General features: G+C 63.1%; 4 protein-coding genes. 2 read left to right on the plus strand and 2 right to left on the minus strand.

Annotated features, from left to right (window positions below; translation table 11 throughout):
• Window positions 1–36: 36 nt before the first annotated feature.
• Complete coding sequence (locus EN969_RS24455) at window positions 37–1,077, minus strand: ABC transporter substrate-binding protein (RefSeq protein ID WP_024502105.1); 1,041 nt, start codon at window positions 1,075–1,077, stop codon at window positions 37–39.
• A 231-nt stretch (window positions 1,078–1,308) separates the two neighbouring features.
• Here EN969_RS24455 and EN969_RS24465 point away from each other — a divergent pair, with 231 nt between their 5' ends.
• Together EN969_RS24465 and EN969_RS24470 are read left to right on the plus strand one after the other, a co-directional pair.
• A complete protein-coding gene (locus EN969_RS24465) occupies window positions 1,309–2,010 on the plus strand; it encodes a GntR family transcriptional regulator (RefSeq protein ID WP_164745804.1) in 702 nt (233 codons plus the stop codon).
• 124 nt (window positions 2,011–2,134) lie between these two features.
• Window positions 2,135–2,704, plus strand: a complete 570-nt coding sequence (locus EN969_RS24470; protein WP_027161123.1) for a TMEM175 family protein — start codon at window positions 2,135–2,137, stop codon at window positions 2,702–2,704.
• Window positions 2,705–2,732: 28 nt separating this feature from the next.
• Here EN969_RS24470 and EN969_RS24475 read toward each other — a convergent pair.
• On the minus strand, window positions 2,733–2,989 hold a 257-nt coding region (locus tag EN969_RS24475), incomplete at its 5' end, for an SDR family oxidoreductase (protein WP_127313126.1).

Here is a 2,989-nt window from a genome sequence, read left to right on the forward strand (position 1 = left end):
TGGTGACGGTGTCCGCCGTAAGCTTGTGTCCGCGGCCTATTGCTGGACCAGATTGTTGAACTTCTCCGTCGCCTCGACCAGATTGTCGCGCCAGAACTCGGCGTCCTGCAGCACCTGTTTCTTGACGTTTTCGGGCGCCGAATTGATGTCCTTGATCCTGTCCTGCGGGATCTTGCCGGTCTCGAAAGCCTTCTCGTTTACTGGGCCATTGTCGACGTAGAGCGGCAGATTGGCCTGCAGCTGCGGGCTGACGAACATCGCAAGCGCCTTCATCGCGGCTTCCTTGTTCTTGGCACCCTTGGGGATGACCATGCAGTCGGCGGTCAGCACGCCCTGGTCGAAGGAGAAGCTGACCGGCGCGCCTTCCTTCTTCAAGGTGCCGGCACGGCCGTTCCAGATGCTCGCCATGTCGACTTCGCCATCCTTGACCAATTGCATGGCCTGAGCGCCGGAGGTCCACCAGGCGTCGACATGGCCACGGATCTTGTCGACGGATTTCAGCGCGCCGTCGACATCCACGGGATAGACCTTGTCGATCGGCAGGCCCGAGGCGAGAGCCGCGACGCTCAGCGTTTCGGTCGCCTGGCTGCCGCTCAACGCGCGCCGTCCCGGAAACTTTTCCACGTTCCAGAAGTCGGCCCAGGTCTTGGGGCCTTTGTCGCCGAACACATCGGTCCGGTAGATCAGCACGACGGAGGTGTAGGAAATGCCGACCCAGTCATCATGGACAAGCTTCGGATTGATGCCGCTCTTGTCGATAATGCCGTAGTCGAGCTTCTCGAACAGCCCTTCCTTCGAGCCGCGTGCGCATTCGTCGGCGCCAAGCTCGGTGATGTCCCATTTCACCGCATTGCCGGTTACCTGCAGCCGTACGTCGTCGAGGCCGTTGGTGGTGTCCTCCTTGATGGTGATGCCGAGCGCGTCGGCGGTCGGCTTGAAGAACGCCTTGGTCTGCGCTTCCTGGTAGGTGCCGCCCCACGAGGCGACGGTGATGGTGTCGCCCGCCATTGCGGGGGCCGCGAGGGAGGCCATGAGGCCCGCCATCGCAACGATACTAACGCTTCTGGTCCTGTTCATTTTTTCGGCTCTCCACCGGTGTTCCCATTGTTTTTGATTTCGCATTCTATTTTGTATACAATTTTGAGTGTAGCTTGGGGATCAGCGATGTCAACACCGATCGGCGCGCCTGGGGCCGTCAACCCGGGCTGGGAGATGGGGCGCCGGGGCGTGGCAAACCGCGCCGACTTTGAATACAGCTATGCATGAGAACATATGCCGGCGGAAAGACCGGAGAACTGGAAACGGAACTTGGCCAAGGAAACCAAAAACACGCTGCGCGACTCGGTCTATTCCGCGCTCAAGGCGATGATCGTGACCGGCCAGATTCCGCCGGGCTCACGCGTCACCGAAAACGACATCGCGGCGAAGCTGACTGTCAGCCGCACCCCGGTGCGCGAGGCCTTCAACCGCCTCGAGCGCGACGGCCTGGTCACCGGCCGGCCGCGCCAGGGCTATGTCGTCACCGAGTTCGACATCAACATGTTCCGCGAGGCCTTCGAGATCCGCGAACTGCTCGACGGCCACGCGACGGCACTGGCCGCCGCTGCTGCGACGGAACAGGACAAGGCGCGGCTGCGTGCCATGCTGGCCGAATGCGAGCGGCTGGCCGCCATTCCGGAGCGCACCACGCGCGAAAAATTCCAGGAGCTCGAAGTCGGCATCGACCTGCACCGCGTCATCGCCGAAATCAGCGGCAATGCGATGCTGCATGGCATGCTGTGCGGCATCCTCGACAAGTGCCAGCACTATGTCTGGACCGAACTGTTGTGGCTCGACGAATGGAAGATCGCCCGCGACGAGCATGCCGAGATCGTCGAGGCGATCTGCGCCGGCGATGCCGCCCGAGCCGGCACGCTGGCCCGCGCCCACGTAAGGGGCTCGCGCGACAATGTGCTGCGCCTGCTGCAGGCGAAATCGGACTACCAGAGTTTTCTGGCCAAGGCGTCCTGAGCGGCGCTGGCGGCGGCGTCAGATGGTCCGAGCGGCCATGGATATTGCTATCGACAGCACTACTATATGTCTCACGAACTGCGACGAGGACGGTCCAGTGCTTCCCTCGACAGGGCTCGATCGGTTGAGCGCATTTTCGGATGGCGTGTTCGCCGTCCTCATCACGGTGCTGGTCCTCGACTTGCGCCCGCCGGAGTTGCCGACGTTCAAGGCGCTTCTGGAGCTCTGGCCGACATGGCTGAGCTACAGCGTCAGCTATCTCTTCATCGCCATCGTCTGGGCGAACCATCATCATCTGTTACGCCACGCCAGGGAGGCGACAGCCAGCCTGATGTGGTACAATTTCGCGCATCTGTTCTCGGTTTCGCTGCTGCCGCTGGCGACCGCGTGGATGGCGGTCAGCGAGCTGGCGCCGCAGCCGGTCGCCTTCTACGCCGCCGTCTTCTTCCTGGTGAACCTGACCTACATTCTTCTGATCCGCGAACTCATCGACCCGATGCCGGAGAACGCGGTTCCGCTCGCGGTGCGCAAGCGCATGCGCATCCGGTCGCTCGCGACGCTCTGCCTATTCGCGCTGGCGGGGCTGGTCGCCCTGAAATATCCAGTCGCGGGCTTGGCGATCTGTTGCTGCTGCTTGGCCGTCTATCTCAGGCCGGAAGCGCCGGGGGCAGGCAAAAGCTCGGGCAAAGGCTGAATTCTCGCACCCGACGCGTTGGACGGCTTCAGCCCTTGCGCTCCTGAAGGCTGTTGCCGCCATCGACCACCAGCAGGGCGCCGTTGACATAGCTGGCGCCTTCCGAGGCCAGGAACACGACCGCGGCGGCCACCTCATCCGGTCGCCCGGCCCGCGCCGGCGGCGTATTCAGGGCGGCTTGCCGCTCCATCTCGCTCGACGACCCTGTTTCGATCCAGCCGGGAGCCACGGCGTTGGCCGTGATGCCGTTTTTCGCCACTTCGAGCGCCAGCGTGCGTGTCAGGC

Source organism: Mesorhizobium sp. M7A.F.Ca.CA.003.01.2.1 (genome assembly GCF_003998945.1).
Lineage (GTDB): Bacteria > Pseudomonadota > Alphaproteobacteria > Rhizobiales > Rhizobiaceae > Mesorhizobium > Mesorhizobium ciceri.

Coding starts and splice junctions, on each gene's coding strand:
- EN969_RS24455 (WP_024502105.1), bottom strand. CDS start 1,077: ATGAACAGGACCAGAAGCGTTAGTATCGTTGCGATGGCGGGCCTCATG.